Source organism: Nostoc sp. (assembly GCF_036917975.1).
Classification (GTDB): domain Bacteria; phylum Cyanobacteriota; class Cyanobacteriia; order Cyanobacteriales; family Nostocaceae; genus Nostoc.
The window spans coordinates 13,181-29,027 of the sequence record NZ_JBALEJ010000087.1 but is presented as its reverse complement, the minus strand read 5'-3'; the positions used below and the strand labels follow the sequence as shown (position 1 = coordinate 29,027).

The window sequence follows — 15,847 nt, the reverse complement described above, 5'->3', positions numbered from 1 at the left end:
CGGGAGTTGGTTGAAAAAAACTCTGTGTTCCTCTGCGTTTAAAAAACGAACTTATGCAAAGCTGTACTAAGGAACAGTGTCAGCGCCCCATCTGTCCTATCCTGGAGATGGATAAATAGTGTTGTGGGTGAGACTGTGTTTTTCAGCGTTGTGATACCGACTTATAATCGCCAACCGATTTTAGAAAAGTGCCTCCGTGCCTTGGAGGTGCAGGAGTTGAGTCAGCCAAGTTCGGTTACTGATTACGAGATTGTCTTGGTAGATGATGGTTCTACTGATGGCACATTGGAGTGGTTGGCAGAACACAAAGAAGAGTTTCATCATGTACGATGGTTTCAGCAAGACCATGCTGGCCCAGCTGCGGCTCGGAATTTGGGGGTAAAAGAGGCGCTGGGAGACACAATTATCTTTATTGATAGTGATTTAGTAGTGCTGAAGAATTTCCTGCAAGCTCATGATAACGCGTTAGTGCAGGGGAAAGAGAAATTGGGGAGCGATCGCTTTTTCACTTACGGCGCAGTTATTAATACTTGTAATTTCAACAATCCAACGGCTGAACCCTACAAAGTCACAGATTTTTCAGCAGCTTTTTTTGCTACGGGCAATGTCGCAATCCCCAAACATTGGCTAGAGAAAGCCGGACTTTTTGACACTAGCTTTCAACTCTATGGCTGGGAAGATTTAGAATTAGGTGTGCGACTGAAAAAACTAGGTTTGACACTAATTAAATGTCCAGAAGCCGTAGGATATCACTGGCATCCAGCATTTAACTTAGAACAAATTCCCCGATTAATTGACCAAGAAATTCAACGTGGACGTATGGGAGTTTTGTTTTATCAAAAACATCCCACATGGGAAGTGCGAATGATGATTCAAATGACTTGGCTACATCGCCTACTTTGGGGTATTCTTTCACTCAATGGTGTACTGAATGAACGGACAATGGCTCCGTTATTGCAATGGCTAATTAATTTAGGTAAACCGCAATTAGCTTTAGAAGTTGCTCGAATCTTCCTCAACTGGTATAACGTGAAGGGTGTTTATGAAGCTTATGCTCAAATGCGGCAAACATTTTAAGAAGTAAAAAGTAAAAATATTGATAAACTTATTTGTTTATTTTAACCTTTTACTTTTGCCTTGTTCGGTGATTGAAAAGTGAAGATCAGCAGGCAGAATATAGCATAGGGCGACAATGCAAAAACTTCTTTTTAATGACAGAGATAGATTTAGAGCGCAGGCCCTATTTCTTGGTGAAGATATTAACTTAGAGACGTTGGAGAATTACATTTGCTTGGCGACTATGCCAGTAATGATTTCAGTCGGTGAACACGGCTGTGCGGTACTGCTGGACTATGGTGCAGTTGTCTTGTTTAATCTTGAGCCGATAGAAAAGGCAGTCTTCTTGACCAAACTATCGTCTCAAGTTAGTGACTCTTTTGCCGACCCGGAAACAGAAGAGGTGGAAGTTTATCTCAACATTGTGGAGAGTGAGCGAGTTAAGGAAGGAAAAATTTTTCTCCATGAATTTAGTGTAGAACGCTTGCAGATAGTGGCAGATATTCTCGCTAAGAGTGTTGTGCTGTCTCATTATGAAACTAGCCTCGCGGCTGTATTCGATCAAATTGAACCGTTTGCGGCTAGTCTCCAGCGTGAACACAGGGGAAGACGCCAGAGTAGGGAATTACTGCGTCAACTTGGGACTACGCTGTTAGTTCAACATAAGATTGTAGGTCGAGTAGAGATCATCGATAAGCCGGAGTTGCTCTGGGAGTCCCCACAGCTAGAAAACTTATATCTGCGCTTGGAGGATGAATACGAAATCCGTGAGCGTCATAATGCCTTAGAACGCAAACTAGAGCTAATTACCCAAACAGCACAAACAGTGTTGGAGTTCATGCAGCATAGCAGTAGTCAGCGAGTGGAGTGGTATGTAGTAATTCTGATTGTGGTGGAGATTCTGCTGTCACTGTACGGCATCATTTTTAAAGGCTGAAGACGCGATAAATCGCGTCTCTACATCAGAGTTTAGGGAACTCCAAGAAATAAATTATCCAATATTGTGGGGTGGGCATCTTGCCCGCCCAGTCCATAAGGCGGGCGAGACGCCCACCCCACAAGAAGTAATTGGATATTTTTTTATGCTTACCTACTTATCGAATGGCACTAAGAAAAGCTCGAAAGCTCGTGTAGTCTCGTTCCCAGCCTCCAGGCTGGGAATGTATTCAAAGGGGCTGCTGCCTCTGGTCAAGAAACAGGAGGCAGAGCCTCCCAGAATGGGTTCCCAGCCTCCAGGCTGGGAACCAGTTAGGGTAAGGGCTGTGTCTTAACTTAGTGCCATTCCCTACTTATCTTCTTCCCCAGAACCCCCGATATTCATGCTCTCCTTCGATCTTTTGGGGTACGAAGCCTGGGATGTCAGTAGTGTCAATTGCAAAGACGAAAAACTTGTTTGGGTTGTCGATACCTGCTGGATGCAAAGCATCCGACGTTATGGTACCAACGAAGTCATTATCATTGCTGATAAAGAGCGTATGCTTGATGGCGTGGTTGATAACCACATCTGGCCCGAAAGCCAAACCTTCAAGCTTGGCAGGTATGTCTTCTGGTTTAATTCCATTCTGAGTCAGCGTCGCTACGACATCAAGGAAGAGGGTTTTGCTAACTTCTTTACCCGCAAGGTTGCTTTCCCCGGTGATATTGCTGACTTCTTTAGCATTGGTCAGATCGATACGGTATATCTTCTTGAAGACAGCCTGAGAGCCATCGCCCAACCCTTTGCCATCTCGTTCGTCTACTAGGAATTGGCGATCGCTAATTGATAAAATTTCACTTACTGTCGGGTATTTCGGTTTAGCTGGTGTGCCGATATTATCTAGCTTATAGGCGTATTCTTGAGTAGCGCCTGTTGCAATGTCGATCTTAACAATTCTGGTGTAAGCGCCATTAGTACCCCCATCCTGAATCAGTGGACTTTGCAGTATGCCGACTAGGGTTTTGCCATTAGGAGTAATCGCCAGCCCTTCCATACCCTTGTTTGCAACACGTCCAGATGTGTTACCGCTAATCTCTTTATCACCAACAGGATTTAGATTGCTGACAGCGAATTTTCTGTTGAGTGTAAAGAACTTGATGCGCTTACCTGTCTTGCGATCGAATTGGTACACATAAGGGCCGTATTCATCAGAGATAAAGATGGACTTACCATCATTGGATACACGCACGCCTTCAGGATCGAAGCGGGCATCATTGGGATAGGTCGATATCTGATTGGGGTCGAAGTTGTCTGAGCGTCCAGTGAAATAGTAGGTGTTCTTAGCATTCAGGGCAGGGGCACCGTTAGGCACTCCTAGTCCTACGCCAGTACCGTAGTAGAGAGGCTTATTACTGGATAACAGAGTCGTGTCAACTAAACAAGGAGTAAGAGTAAAGGGCAACCCTAAAGGAGACCGGCTTGGTTCGAGTTCCACAGTGATGGTTTGGAAGCGGTTTATATAGGATGTTGTGTCATCCACGGCGCTATTGTATGCCTTGGCATTTGGGCCTCGATCTGGGATTGCAATGAAGGTGTTACGACCCGCATAAGCGATTCCTGACCCAATACCACCAAGCAGGTTTCCCGCAACACCATTTTCGAGCGGAGCGGAGGTTTTCTTAGAGCGATCGCTGATGTTACCACTCAGGCTTCCAATTGCGATCAGCTTAACATCTGCGTTGGCTGCGGGGGCAACAAAAAATGATGCTAACAAGAACAGAAAGAGATTTCTCTTGAGCATATCAGTATTCCTACTACGTACAATATTTGCTTAGGGATATTGTATTTTTTTCACTTTTTCATTATCTATGCCTAATGATTAAGCTATTTTTAAGCCAAGATTAATTCAAGGTTAATGTAGGGAATGGCACTAAGAAAAGCCCAAAGGCTTGTGTCACCTCGTTCCCAGCCTCCAGGCTGGGAATGTATTCAAGGGGCTGCTGCCTCTCGTCAAGCTACTGGAGGCGGAGCCTCCCAGAATGGGTTCCCAGCCTGGAGGCTGGGAACCAGTCAGAGCAAGGGCTGTATCTTTTCTTAGTGCCATTCGTTAATGTAGGAATGGCTGATGCCATTCCGTGAAGGAAAATCATGAATCAATTCAAAATTCAAAATTCAAAATTAAAGACAGCCACGCCACTTGCGGGTGGGGTTTCAACAACCCTTGGGAAACAATGATTCTTTCTCGTGCGAACGCTACCGCGAACGCGCCACTTGCAGGTGTTAGCGCGTAGCGGGACGTACCCCTACGGGGATCTTGCTACGCGGTAGCGTCTCGTAGAGAAGTACGGTTTTAAACCTTACTTCTTTTCATAAATCTAAGCTTAAGCTTGCTCAATCTTTAAATTATTTTCCTGGCCACAATGGGCGAGGTGTTGCAATGCCATATCCCTGTGCGTAATTAATTCCTAGTGCTGTAATCCGCTCTAAAATCGCGTCATTTTCCACAAACTCAGCAATCGTCTGAATACCCATCGCACTGGCAATGTGCGTGATTGCTGTCACGATCGCATTATCCACAGGATTCTCGACAATGTTACGAATAAAGCTCCCGTCAATTTTGAGGTAATCCACAGGCAGAGACTTGAGATAGGCAAATGACGACATCCCTACCCCAAAATCGTCCAATGCGAAGCTACAGCCTATCCGTTGAAGTAACTGAATGAACTGCTTGGCTTTGATCAGGTTGGCGATCGCCACAGTCTCGGTAATCTCAAAGCAAATGCGCTGGGGTGAGATGGGGTGTAGGATAAACTGCTCATGCAGGAAGTCAATGAACTGATCATCGTTGATGCTAGAGCCAGAAAGGTTAATCGCATAGATACTTTGTTCATCGTCAACGAAGGTTGACCAATTGCTAAACAGAGTCCGAATCACCCACCGATCAATCAGGTGCATCAAGTTGTACCGTTCTGCTGCGGGAATAAATGCCATCGGCAGCACTAAATTTCCCTGCTCATCCCGGAGCCGCAGCAGCACTTCATAATGGTCGCCGTTTTGAGTTGCTGGGGTGATGGCGGCAATGGGTTGAGCATAGAGACAAAACCAATCATTTTCCAAGGCTTGAGAAATGCGGCTGACCCACTGCATCTCCCCACGCCGTTGCAGTTGCTCCTGGTCGTGAGTCTGAGCAAAGTACACGCGATTGCGCCCCCGGTTCTTCGCGCTATAGCAAGCTGCGTCAGCTGTCCTGATAATCTCTGTAAGGCTCTCGCTATTCGTGTCGATACCGACTAAGCCGATACTTACTCCAATTGAGAATACCTGCTCTTGCCAAATAAACCGGAACTTTTGAACACACGAAAGCAGCTCATTGGCAACTCGTAAAGCTTGCTCTATCGTACACTGAGTCAGCAATACACCAAATTCATCACCGCCTAACCGTGCTAGTGTGTCAGTTTTTCGAATCTTCTCCTGCAATAGGGCAGTAATTTGACGCAGTAATTCGTCTCCAGCTAGATGACCGCAGGTATCATTTACGATTTTGAAGTGATCGAGATCCAAATAGCACAATGCATGAACTTGGTAGTCTAAAAAAGCAAAGCGCAATGCTTCTTCAACCCGCCGCTCAAACTCCTGGCGATTCACCAATCCAGTTAAAGCATCATGGGTTGCCTGCCAGGATAGTTGAGACGAAAGCTTGCGGTTCTGAGTCACGTCATGAAACACCATAACCGCGCCAATTATTTGTCCCTCGCGATTGCGAATAGGCGCGGCTGAATCTTCAATCGTAATCTCTTGAGTATTCTGATTAATTAAGATGGTATGGTTTGCTAAACCCACAATTCGATTTGACTGTAACGCTTGCTCAATTGGGTTCTGAACTGGCTCTCCTGTAGTTTCATCCACAATTCTCAAGACTTCTAATAATGGCAAGCCTTGTGCAGATGCTTCACTACATCCGATCAGAGATTCTGCAACCGGATTGAGGTATTGAATCCTGCCAAAGGCATCTGTGGTAATAACTGCATCTCCGATCGATTCCAACGTCACCTGAGCTAATTCTTTTTCTTGAAAAAGTGTTTCTTCGATTTGCTTGAGGGCTGTGATATCGCGTCCCACCGTTTGAAATTCTATAAAGCATCCTTGCTCGTCAAACAGCATCCGGTTATGCCACTGAGTCCAACGCACCCCCGAAGCCAGAAGCACGCGATTCTCAATGATGACAACAGGATTATCAGCACTTGTTGAAGCTATTAATTGAGCAACTCGCTCCTGATCTGCCTCAAAGATAATGGGTTGATACTTGCTGCCGATCAGTTCCTCTGGCGATCGCCGAAAATAAAGTGCATAAGCTTGGTTGACAAAGGTGAGTGTGCCGTCTGGTAAATATCGGGCAATCATTTCAGTCTGATCTTCGACAATGGCACGGTAGCGAATCTCGCTTTGTTTGAGAGCAATTTCTGCCTGCTTGCGTTCTGTAATATCTAGAATAGCTCCATACAGTCTAATAGTCGGATTCTGAGTATTATAAGCTACCTCTACTCTCTCCTCCAGGTAGCGCAATGAGCCATCAGGTCGGACAATGCGATATTCGAGATTGAAAGGTTTTCCCTTGGTGATCGCCTGTAGTAAGTACCTCTTCAACACTGGTTGGTCTTCTGGGTGAACCATCTGGAAAAATATAGCCTGTGTCGGTACTAATTGAGCAGGATTTAGATCGAAGATGCGGAAGGTTTCGGCTGACCAAATTTGTTTCTCAGACTCTAAGTACCATTCCCAACTGCCTAGATGGGCAATCTTTTGAGCAGTAGCTAGCAGCGTTTCACTGCGTCGGAGTTCTTCCTCGGCTTGTTGGCGTTCGTTGAGTGCGACTTGCCGTTCTGTAACATCTTGGGCAGTCCCATAGAGGCGAATTACTTTTCCATCCGCGTTAAATTCTGCATGTCCAATCCCCTCAATATAAATAGTAGACTCGTAAGTTGGAGACGCACGCAGAATGAGTTTGTAGGATTCGCCAGTTAAGATTGCCCACTCCATAGCTTGTGCTAATTTTCCTGCGTCTTCTGCCCAGTACAGTTGCAGATTTTCTTGATAGTCCGGCTCTCCTTGTCTGGGATCTCGATTAAAGAGGGCAAAAAGCTGCTTTGACCAGGTAATTTTGCCATTTACAAGTTCAAACTCCCAATTACCGCAACGAGCAACTTGCTGAGATTCTTCTAATAAAGCTTCGCTGTTGCGTAGTATTTCTTCAACACGTTTGAGGTCGGTGACATCCACCACCAGCCCATCCCAAACTACGCGACCATCCTCCAATTGGCGTGGGCTGGAACGAAAATGGAACCATTTAAGGCGAGCGCTGGGCGTTTGGATTCGCAGTTGTATATCAAACACCGAGAGATTCCGCAGGGATTCATCGACTGCTGCCAACAGGAGTGGTACATCCTCTGGGATGAACTGGCGATAGAGCAAACTTGAATCTGTCAGTGCATCTTCTGCGCTGACTTCCATCAGTTTTTCAATCCCCGCGCTGATATAAGCAAAGCGATCGCTGCCATCCAATTCGCGGATTACTTTATAAATTGCCCCATTGGGAAGATTATCGCCAATTCGCCGCAACATCCCTTCACGCTCTTGTAGTGCGAGTTCTGCTTGTTTGCGATTGCTGATTTCCCGCTCCAGTTCTCGGTTGGCTGCCTCCAGTTGTGCAGAACTGGGGAGAGCAAGTGCCTTTGGTATCAACTCTATCAATACAATACTTGTGTACACTGATAGTAAAGCCGTGATGGCTTTGATGCAACCACTTAGCCAATAGGTAGGATACCATAGCGTCCAAATCTCCATTAGGTGGGTGGTACCACAACTAATAATAAATGTAGCAAATAGCAGAAATATCCAGTTGAACGGCAAATCCTGACGCTTGCGGGCAAAATAAATTAAGGTGACGGGAATTGAATAATAAGCAAGTGCAATTAAACTATCGGATAAAATATGCAGCCCCACTAAGTCTGATTTCCAAAGATAGCAATGACCGTGGGGTATAAACTGTTTATAAGCAAGAAGGCTTTTCCAAAATTCCAGCATCAAGTTATCAGATAATCAATCTACTATCAAGTTATCTGACAACTATAAGGGCTAATTCTGCAATAGCCAAAAGCCGCTATGAGTCATGCCAGAATCATCGGGTTGAACTAACAAAAAATGCAATCCTCGGCAATGCTTTTTGCGTTGTTCAAATGCTTGGGCTGCTGTTGTAACTTCTGAATCTTCAAATGTGGCAACAATCCACCTATCGACTAAACCAGCTTCTAATATTAAGCCGTCTGGTGCGCCAGAGATATAGTTTAATGCTACAGGACGGGCTTGCTGCAACCACCGTGCTAGGCGCATTGATTGCCGTCCACCATAAATTACGACACCAGGGACGGGTAATGTTGATGCCAAACCCAAATTGATGGGTTTGAGATGTTCTGGGATGTGCAAAATGGGAATGGGGCGATCGCTAAATCTCGTTTCTACATCACTAGCAGCTAAACTCGCAAAACGCCATTGTTCTCCCCAGAGGTTTTCTGGTAATGGTGTTGGGGGTGGTTTATCCAGGGTTGAGGGATATTGCTTTTCTTGTAACCACTGCTTTAATGCCAAGGTGTTGCGGGTAGGTTCGACATTAATACCTAAATTGCGTCCAGCCGCCTCAATTAAACTGAGAGATTGAGGACGAAACACCTGAATCACATTCGGCAATTTTTCCCCAGATGCTAGTTCAAGTTGAGCAGCAACCCAATTAGAATTTGCTGCTGACTGGAGACAGGTAGCTTCATATTCAAAGCTGCGAGTTGCGTCACAAATCAACAACTCCCATAAAACTTGTCCAGATGCATCCTCTAAGGGACGACGATAAAAATCAACCTGCCAAATTTTCATATTATGTAGGGAGTGGGGAGTGGGATGAGGGAGAATTAACAATTCAAAATTCAAAATGACGCTCGCAGACTCGCTAACGCTGCGCTAACAAAATTCAAAATTAAAGACATCTCAGATGGGGATTTAGCGAGAAACGCGGTTTTGGGATGCATCCCAAGTGGAGCGATTTCTCAAGACAAGCCCCGACTGAAATGGGTGCTACATGTGGATTGCAGGTTCTTAAACCCTTTAATTTACGACAACCAATACCCCATCCCATGTCCGAATGGCACTAAGAAAAGCCCAAAAGCATGTGTAGCCTCGTTCCCAGACTGGAGGCTGGGAATGTATTCTGAGAGACTCCGCCTCTGGTCAAGAAAGAGGAGGCGGAGCCTCCCAGAATTGGTTCCTAGCCTGGAGCCTAGGAACTAGTCAGCGCAAGGGCTGTATCTTAACTTAGTGCCATTCTCCCATGTCCAATGACTAATGACCGAATTTTAGATTTTAAATTTTGGATAATGGAATTGAAGATTCAAAATTCAAAATTTAAAAAGGTCTCAAGCCCCCGAATTTACTCGTGGAATAAATCTAAAATCCAAAATCTAAAATTAAATTACAAGCCCCTGACTTCAGGCATGGGGTAAATCTAAAATCTAAAATCTAAAATCTAAAATCCAAAATTGTGTGACTAATTTAAAAAGCCTGAATCCATTCTTTGACAGAATATTCAGTCCAGATGCCATTTTTCCAGTAGGGATCATTTTCAATTAACTCGCGCACGATCGCTTCGTCTTCGGCTTCGTAAATCCCAAAAACTTTTGTAACATCCTTGGTAGGACCGATAGTAATCAGCACACCGGATTCTTTCTGTTTTGCTAATCCGTCTAAATGAGCTTGACGGTAGGGGACGCGTTTTTCGAGAACATCTTCGCTGTAAGTCCCCCAAAGTACATATTTAGGCATAATTGCTTGTTACTCCTACTGGTTAATAAGATATTACTCATCCCAGAATGCTTAAAAAAGAATTCAGAAGTCAGAATTCAGGAGTCAGAATTAATGAGTGGGGGATTTAGACCCACCACTCATTGAAGACCACTAAATCTCCGATTTAGTGTGGGACTTAAACCCATTTATTCAGACGCGACTCGAAAATACTCGCTTGCCGCCGGCGCTATCCGCCAGTAGCACAGAATTCAGAATTCAATTCTGAATTCTGACTCCTGAATTCTGTTTGTTAAAGCTGAATAGTTTTCGCCGACTGGTTAAATAACAAATCTCGTGATTTATCTGGATCGAGTGCTTGAGTTTTCAAGGCTTCGGCTTTCTCGTAGGCGCGAATTGTTGCCGGACGAGCTTTAATTGTCTCAAACCAGCGCTTGATGTGAGGAAAATCCTCTAGATTTTGACTTTGGCGTTCATGGGACACAATCCAGGGATAGGCGGCAATATCGGCGATGGAATAATCGCCCGCTACAAATTCTCTATCTGCTAATTGCTTATTCAGTACTGCATATAAGCGTCCTGTCTCATTCACGTAGCGGTTAATAGCATATTCAATCTTTTCGGGAGCATAGCCGCTAAAGTGATGATTTTGTCCCGCCATTGGCCCTAGTCCTGCCATTTGCCAGAACAACCATTCTAAAACTTGAGTGCGATGACGTATATCTTGGGGAATTAATTTGCCAGTTTTTTCTGCCAAATATAGCAAGATTGCCCCCGACTCAAATACCGAAATTGGCGCACCTCGATCAGTTGGTTCGTGGTCAACGATCGCCGGAATTCGATTGTTAGGAGAAACTTTTAAAAACTCTGGCTTAAATTGATCCCCAGCCCCAATATTCACAGGAATTATGGTATAGGGTAAGCCGACTTCTTCCAAGAAAATCGTAATTTTATGACCGTTTGGAGTTGTCCAATAATAAAGTTCAATCATGGTTATTTTTCCTAAAATTGTGCAATTGTACAGACATCTCTTAATTACGAATTACGAATTACGAATTACGAATTAGATTGCGGTGATTTAGCGATCGCAGCCCAAACTCTATGATGAACTTCAAGAATCGGTGTAGGATATCTTGCTTCGAGTAATGTCGCCAATTCTTGGTCAAATATTTCTACCTTTTCTGGTGTCAAGCTGGCTCCCACACCGGCACTAGCACGAATTCGTCCCCGCCAAGCGACCTGTGTATAAGGTACAAATACATCGTAAGAAAATGTGCGGATTTCTCTAAATCCTCCTTCGCCAATATCTTGTAACCACAGGGGATGTAAGCCATTACCGCCGCCCATATTCCAGGTGGGATTATGAGCTTCGATCAATTGTTCTGTGGCTTCAACGATATTACCTTTTAAGGGTATCCAATCAAAATGAGCGATCGCGATCGAGCCATTTCTTCTCAATATCCGAGTAATTTCCTGGACGGCACGCGGACGATCAAACCAATGCCAACACTGTCCAGCCGTGACTACATCAGCACTGGCATCTGGTAACTCGGTATTCTCGGCAGTTGCGACTCGATAATCTACTTGGAGTTGGACAGATTCGGTTAACTGTCTGGCTTGTTCTAAAAGTGACACTGATGGGTCGATGCCGATTACATAAGCACCTCTATCAGCAAAGCCCCGCGCTAGTGTTCCTGTTCCTGTACCAAGGTCAACAATATTCTGCCCTGGTAAACCTATACCATATTCAGACAGTTTATTAAATAATGAACTGGGAAAGCCAGCGCGGTGTTTTGCATAATCAGTAGCAGTTGCACCAAAATCAATTTTCATACCTACAAAACTATTTTTGTAACAATTGTCTAGACTAGAAGTTCTCTACCCAGGGACGTAGTTCTACTTCCCAAGTCCAAGCACTGCGGGGTTGGCGGAGAATGCTGAGATAAGTTTGAGCGATCGCATCCGGGTCAAGAGTACTATCAGGATTATCTACTGGATCTTGGCGAACTGCTGAACGGATTCCACCATCAATCACGAAATGCGCTACATGGATATTCTTTGGTGCTAATTCTCTAGCAATACTCTGAGCCAAACCGCGCAGTGCAAATTTCCCCATTGCAAAGGGAGCAGAAAGCGGATAACCCTTAACACTGGCTGAAGCTCCAGTAAAAAATATAGCACCGCCGCCAAGTTGCAAAAACCTTTTGGTAGCAGCTTGGGCGACGAGAAAGCCACCATAAGCAGTGACATCTAGGGTTTTTGCCACCTCACCAGGGTCTAGATCAACCAGAGGCCCCCGCACCCGAAAACTGGGATTGTAAATAACAACATTCGGGGAACCGACTTTTTGCTCGATATCAATAAATAACTGTTCTACTTCATCCGGCTTTGAAGCATCAGCAGCGAAACTAACTGCCCCAATTTCACTGCTCAATTGAGTGAGTTTTTCAATTTGGCGAGCTGCTAAAGCTACGGTGAATCCTTCTTTGGCAAATAGGCGGGCTAAAGAAGCGCTTAGTCCATTACCTGCACCGACAATTAAAGCTGTTGTTGCCATAAATTTAATTTTCCATAACTGAAGATAACTGTGAATTGCCCTTAGTGGGACTTTGACCAATTTGCAGTACACAAACTGCGGCAATCAGACAGAGAACGCCTGATAAAATAAACGCTTGTAAATAACTACCCGTCCAAGTTCTCAAGACTCCGGCTCCGAATGCTGCTGTCGCTGCACCAAGCTGGTGTCCGGCGACAATCCAACCGAACATCACGCCGACATTTTCTTTACCGAAGACGTTGGCAACCAGACGGACTGTTGGTGGTACGGTGGCAATCCAATCAAGTCCGTAGAAGACGGCGAAAATGGAAAGCCCATAGAAGGAAAAGTTGAAACTGAAGGGCAAGAAAATCAAAGACAAACCCCGCAGTCCGTAGTACCAGCACAATAAGTAGCGATTGTTCCAGCGATCAGATAGCCAACCGGACATAGTAGTTCCGAAAAAATCGAATAGTCCCATGATTGCCAAAAGACCCGCCGCCTTGACTTCCGGGATACCGTGGTCAATACAAGCAGGAATTAGATGAGTACCAATTAACCCATTTGTGCTAGCACCACAGATGAAAAAGCTACCAAATAACAGCCAGAAGTCGCGCTTACCCATTCCCAGCCAGAGGGCGTTAAGGGTGGAGGCGATAGAATTGACTTTGGGCTGTGACACTTCTACCGTTTCGCGGTTGTCGCCAAAGGGTCGCAAACCAACATCCGCCGGGCGATCGCGCATCAAGACTGCGATCGCTGGAATAATTAAAAGTGCTGCACCACTAAGACCTAGAGCCGCAATTCGCCAACCAAAGCGATCGGCGACTGAAGCCAGCATGGGTAAAAACACCAGTTGCCCCGTAGCTGTACTGGCAGTTAAGATGCCCAGAACTAGACCCCGCTTTTCTAAAAACCAGCGATTGACGACAATAGCACCCAAAACTAGGGCAATAACTCCGCTACCAGAACCGACAACTACACCCCACAGCAAGACTAGCTGCCAAGATGCTGACATCAAAGTGGTTAAACCGACACCGAGAGCAATGATAGCAAGCGAAAACACCATCATCCGCCGAATGCCGATCCGCTCCATAACTGTGGCAGCAAAAGGGCCAATTAATCCATAGAGTACCAAATTAATGGAGATTGCCAAAGATATAGTTGCTCGACTCCAGCCGAACTCCTGTTCGAGAGGTACTATAAAAACTCCAGGAGCAGAGCGAATTCCGGCTGCAACCAGCAAGGCTAAAAATGTTAAACCTGCAACGATCCAGCCATAGTGAAAAGAACGACGTGCTAGGAAGGAGGCTAAGGACATGATGAGTAGGGAGTGGGGATTGGGGATTGGGGATTGGTGAGTGGGGGACAGGGGGACAAGGGGAATAACTATGCCCTATGCCCTATGCCCTATGCCCAATGCCTAATGCCCCATTCCCCATTTAGGAAAATTTACCCTGCATAAGGGTTGCCAATTCTATCCACAGAGACGTTAGAAGAGAATGGCAAACGACCGGGATTTAAGCGTGGTTCGGCTGCATAGCCAACAGGGACTAAAACAGCGATCGCTAAATCTGGATTATCCCCAGCACCAATGACTTCCTTTACCTGATCCTCAATCCAACCGTTCATAAAACAAGTCGATAATCCCAGACTTTCTGCCGCTAACACCAAATGGGTAGCAGCAATAATCGCATCTTTGATGGCATACTCCCGTTGCTTGTCTCCTAGCCCCTGTTGAAATTGCGGAATAGCTGTTTTAAAATAATTTGCCGTACCTTCATTCCATGCCCCAGTTGCAAGAGCCTGTTCAATGATCGGGTTCAAGTTTGTTTCAGATGCAGTTGCATCAGCAGCAAACACAAAGGTAACTGGTGCTTGGACAATTTGCTGTTGATTCCATGATGCTGCTGATAAAGCTGCCTTTTGCGCCTCATCTTGCACAAGAATAATTTGCCAGCCCTGGATATTATAGCTGCTGGGCGCTGCCACGGTTAACTCTACCAGTTGTTTGAGCAGTTCTGGGGCAATGGGGTCTGTTTTAAAAGTTTTGATTGAACGACGTTTAGCGATCGCGCTAGGTACATCTAAAGCTTGGGTTTGGATGACGGTACTCATGAGATTCTCCTGATGGTTGGATTATGACCAAACAATTCGTAATTAGCATACAAGCGAATGTATTTATTCATCAAACAAAAATAAAAATTATTCCTTGTTTCCGAACAAACAACTTGCCTACAGTACGCCCAAGGGAAAATTACGAATTAAGCTGTTGGATATTTAACCTGCATATTACCTGCAATTAAAACTCTTGTGGGGTGGGCAACATGAGCGCCCTAGTTATGCAAATTAAAATTACATTAGCTTACGAATTACACATTAGCTACCGACTCATTAGCAGCCGACCAAAATGGATAGTCTGTATATCCCTTTTCACCGCCACCATAAAAGCTTGCTTGATTTGGTTGATTTAGTGGTGCATTCAAAGCCAAGCGTCGGGGTAAATCGGGATTTGATATAAATAATGTGCCAAAGGCAACTAAATCTGCGGCTTTGTTTGCCAGTACAGCATCGCCTTTTTCACGAGTATAACCACCATTGACGATGAGTGTACCTGTAAAGCGATCGCGTATATGACTGGTGGGTACAATTATTCCGCCATGTCTGATGTCTGCCTCTGTTGCCTCATAAATATGTAGATATGCCAAATTAAACTGGTTCAATGCTTGAGCCGCATAACCGAATGTCTCCAGAGGATTGGAGTCATGGATATCGTTAAAAGTCCCACTAGGAGAGAAACGTACCCCAACTCGGTTAGAATCCCAGACAGTAGTTACCGCCTCTGTTACTTCCAAGAGGAATCGGGCACGATTTTCAATGCCACCCCCATATTTATCTGTACGTTGATTAGTGCCATCCCGAAGAAACTGATCTATTAGATAACCATTAGCTGAGTGAATTTCCACCCCATCAAACCCGGCCGCTAGAGCATTTGCCGCCCCCTGACGGTACTGTTCAACAATTTGCGGTATTTCCGATGTTTCTAAAGCACGGGGAGTAACAAAAGGTTTTGGCCCCTCAAAAGTTGAAGCTTCACCTTTAGGAGCGATCGCAGAAGGTGCTACAGGTAAAACTCCATTTGGTTGTAAGTCTGGGTGAGAAATTCTGCCGACGTGCCATAGTTGCAGAAAAATTCTTCCTCCCTGCTGATGTACGGCATCAGTTACTAACTTCCATCCCTCCACCTGTTCTGGTGAATGAATTCCTGGTGTCGCGGGATAGCCTTGCCCTTCAGGAGTTACCTGTGTTGCTTCAGAAATAATCAGTCCGGCGGAAGCACGTTGAGCATAGTAGGTAGCATTAAGTTCGTATGGGACGTTTCCCTTAGCTGCCCTATTTCGGGTTAAAGGTGCCATTACTATCCGATTAGGTAATTCCAGATTCCCTAATTGATAAGAAGAGAATAAGTTTATATCAGTTGTCATTGATTATATCTC

Annotated in this window: 13 protein-coding genes; 3 read left to right on the top strand and 10 right to left on the bottom strand. The window is 45.1% G+C overall.

The window, feature by feature from the left end; translation table 11 throughout:
- Positions 1 to 123 precede the first annotated feature (123 nt).
- Both V7K76_RS28780 and V7K76_RS28775 read left to right on the top strand, forming a co-directional pair.
- Entirely contained in the window at positions 124 to 1,077 is a 954-nt protein-coding gene (locus V7K76_RS28780) for a glycosyltransferase family 2 protein (protein WP_334774527.1), read from the top strand.
- Positions 1,078 to 1,192: 115 nt separating this feature from the next.
- Positions 1,193 to 1,993 (top strand): RMD1 family protein, encoded by an 801-nt coding sequence (locus tag V7K76_RS28775; protein ID WP_334951079.1) that lies wholly within the window; start codon positions 1,193 to 1,195, stop codon positions 1,991 to 1,993.
- 352 nt (positions 1,994 to 2,345) lie between these two features.
- Here the strand turns inward: V7K76_RS28775 and V7K76_RS28770 are convergent, their stop codons facing one another.
- Positions 2,346 to 3,773 (bottom strand): esterase-like activity of phytase family protein, encoded by a 1,428-nt coding sequence (locus V7K76_RS28770; RefSeq protein WP_334774529.1) that lies wholly within the window; start codon positions 3,771 to 3,773, stop codon positions 2,346 to 2,348.
- Positions 3,774 to 3,896: 123 nt separating this feature from the next.
- Between V7K76_RS28770 and V7K76_RS28765 the strand changes: the two genes are divergently transcribed.
- Positions 3,897 to 4,070 (top strand): hypothetical protein, encoded by a 174-nt coding sequence (locus tag V7K76_RS28765; protein WP_334774530.1) that lies wholly within the window; start codon positions 3,897 to 3,899, stop codon positions 4,068 to 4,070.
- A gap of 305 nt (positions 4,071 to 4,375) precedes the next feature.
- On the opposite strand, the gene V7K76_RS28760 is transcribed toward V7K76_RS28765, so the two are convergent.
- The 9 genes from V7K76_RS28760 to V7K76_RS28720 all read right to left on the bottom strand — a co-directional run bounded on the left by V7K76_RS28760 (position 4,376) and on the right by V7K76_RS28720 (position 15,835).
- Complete coding sequence (locus V7K76_RS28760) at positions 4,376 to 8,053, bottom strand: EAL domain-containing protein (protein ID WP_334774531.1); 3,678 nt, start codon at positions 8,051 to 8,053, stop codon at positions 4,376 to 4,378.
- A gap of 51 nt (positions 8,054 to 8,104) precedes the next feature.
- Positions 8,105 to 8,893 carry a Tab2/Atab2 family RNA-binding protein gene (locus V7K76_RS28755; RefSeq protein WP_334951076.1) on the bottom strand — a complete coding sequence of 263 codons (789 nt, stop codon included), beginning with the start codon at positions 8,891 to 8,893 and terminating at the stop codon, positions 8,105 to 8,107.
- A 672-nt stretch (positions 8,894 to 9,565) separates the two neighbouring features.
- Positions 9,566 to 9,835 carry a YciI family protein gene (locus tag V7K76_RS28750; protein WP_334774533.1) on the bottom strand — a complete coding sequence of 90 codons (270 nt, stop codon included), beginning with the start codon at positions 9,833 to 9,835 and terminating at the stop codon, positions 9,566 to 9,568.
- Between the two features lie 271 nt (positions 9,836 to 10,106).
- On the bottom strand, positions 10,107 to 10,805 hold the full coding sequence (locus tag V7K76_RS28745; protein WP_334951073.1) for a glutathione binding-like protein: 699 nt from the start codon (positions 10,803 to 10,805) through the stop codon (positions 10,107 to 10,109).
- A 65-nt stretch (positions 10,806 to 10,870) separates the two neighbouring features.
- Positions 10,871 to 11,647: a class I SAM-dependent methyltransferase gene (locus V7K76_RS28740; protein ID WP_334951071.1), complete on the bottom strand. Its 777-nt coding sequence runs from the start codon at positions 11,645 to 11,647 to the stop codon at positions 10,871 to 10,873.
- Between the two features lie 34 nt (positions 11,648 to 11,681).
- The gene (locus V7K76_RS28735) at positions 11,682 to 12,371 is read right to left on the bottom strand and encodes an SDR family NAD(P)-dependent oxidoreductase (protein WP_334774536.1); all 690 of its coding nucleotides are present in this window, start codon (positions 12,369 to 12,371) and stop codon (positions 11,682 to 11,684) included.
- 4 nt (positions 12,372 to 12,375) lie between these two features.
- Complete coding sequence (locus V7K76_RS28730; RefSeq protein ID WP_334951068.1) at positions 12,376 to 13,671, bottom strand: MFS transporter; 1,296 nt, start codon at positions 13,669 to 13,671, stop codon at positions 12,376 to 12,378.
- Between the two features lie 131 nt (positions 13,672 to 13,802).
- Positions 13,803 to 14,468 carry a nitroreductase family protein gene (locus V7K76_RS28725; protein WP_334774538.1) on the bottom strand — a complete coding sequence of 222 codons (666 nt, stop codon included), beginning with the start codon at positions 14,466 to 14,468 and terminating at the stop codon, positions 13,803 to 13,805.
- 254 nt (positions 14,469 to 14,722) lie between these two features.
- On the bottom strand, positions 14,723 to 15,835 hold the full coding sequence (locus V7K76_RS28720; RefSeq protein WP_334774539.1) for an alkene reductase: 1,113 nt from the start codon (positions 15,833 to 15,835) through the stop codon (positions 14,723 to 14,725).
- Positions 15,836 to 15,847: the final 12 nt, after the last annotated feature.

Coding starts and splice junctions, on each gene's coding strand:
- V7K76_RS28775 (WP_334951079.1), top strand. CDS start 1,193: ATGCAAAAACTTCTTTTTAATGACAGAGATAGATTTAGAGCGCAGGCC.
- V7K76_RS28770 (WP_334774529.1), bottom strand. CDS start 3,773: ATGCTCAAGAGAAATCTCTTTCTGTTCTTGTTAGCATCATTTTTTGTT.
- V7K76_RS28765 (WP_334774530.1), top strand. CDS start 3,897: ATGGCACTAAGAAAAGCCCAAAGGCTTGTGTCACCTCGTTCCCAGCCT.
- V7K76_RS28760 (WP_334774531.1), bottom strand. CDS start 8,053: ATGCTGGAATTTTGGAAAAGCCTTCTTGCTTATAAACAGTTTATACCC.
- V7K76_RS28755 (WP_334951076.1), bottom strand. CDS start 8,893: ATGAAAATTTGGCAGGTTGATTTTTATCGTCGTCCCTTAGAGGATGCA.
- V7K76_RS28750 (WP_334774533.1), bottom strand. CDS start 9,835: ATGCCTAAATATGTACTTTGGGGGACTTACAGCGAAGATGTTCTCGAA.
- V7K76_RS28745 (WP_334951073.1), bottom strand. CDS start 10,805: ATGATTGAACTTTATTATTGGACAACTCCAAACGGTCATAAAATTACG.
- V7K76_RS28740 (WP_334951071.1), bottom strand. CDS start 11,647: ATGAAAATTGATTTTGGTGCAACTGCTACTGATTATGCAAAACACCGC.
- V7K76_RS28735 (WP_334774536.1), bottom strand. CDS start 12,371: ATGGCAACAACAGCTTTAATTGTCGGTGCAGGTAATGGACTAAGCGCT.
- V7K76_RS28730 (WP_334951068.1), bottom strand. CDS start 13,671: ATGTCCTTAGCCTCCTTCCTAGCACGTCGTTCTTTTCACTATGGCTGG.
- V7K76_RS28725 (WP_334774538.1), bottom strand. CDS start 14,468: ATGAGTACCGTCATCCAAACCCAAGCTTTAGATGTACCTAGCGCGATC.
- V7K76_RS28720 (WP_334774539.1), bottom strand. CDS start 15,835: ATGACAACTGATATAAACTTATTCTCTTCTTATCAATTAGGGAATCTG.